We start from the raw sequence: 616 nt of genomic DNA on the forward strand, positions 1-616 counted from the left end.
CCTGAATATAGATGGATCGGTCCTCATTCTCGAGCAGCGGGGTGAATTTGTTGTCGGCGATGGTGCTGGCAGCTACGGAACGGTCAATGTCCTTGCGGGCGGTAAGCTAGGTGATGGCAGCCCTCATTTTAACGGCAACAACATCAACACGCTCTCCAGAGGTAAACTGACAGTTGGGCGTGACGGCGGTAACGGCACTATAAATATTGACGGTACTTCTGCGACCAGCCGTGCAGACGCGGCACTTGCGCTGTTTTCAAAAGGGCTCGTGATCGGCAATGGGCAGGGTAGCACCGGGGCTGTAAATATGCTGTCCACAGGCAAGGTGCATAGCTATATCAACTATGATATCGGACAAAGCTATCCGAGCTATGGCACGCGTGCTGACCTCGATACGCGCGTTGGGGTCGATGGTGGGGTGGGTTCCATAACTGTTTCCGGCGCGGGCGCCGTCTGGTACCAGTCAGGCATACTCGACAGTTATCTCGGGTCGGGTTCGGAAACCGTGACGAGCGACGCAGCAACTTTACGAATTGGCGAAAGCGGGACCGGACAACTGACCATTGCCGAAGATGGCGTCGTGCGCATCGGCACGGCCACGTTCAACTCTGAATAC

1 pseudogene is annotated in these 616 nt (G+C 55.8%); it reads left to right on the forward strand.

Annotation, left to right across the window (positions count from 1 at the left end):
- Positions 1-616: pseudogene (locus tag RCF13_RS13550) on the forward strand (hypothetical protein); the annotation flags it as partial.

The sequence above is a fragment of the Stenotrophomonas maltophilia group sp. RNC7 genome, assembly GCF_030910085.1.
Classification (GTDB): Bacteria; Pseudomonadota; Gammaproteobacteria; order Xanthomonadales; family Xanthomonadaceae; genus Stenotrophomonas; species Stenotrophomonas sepilia.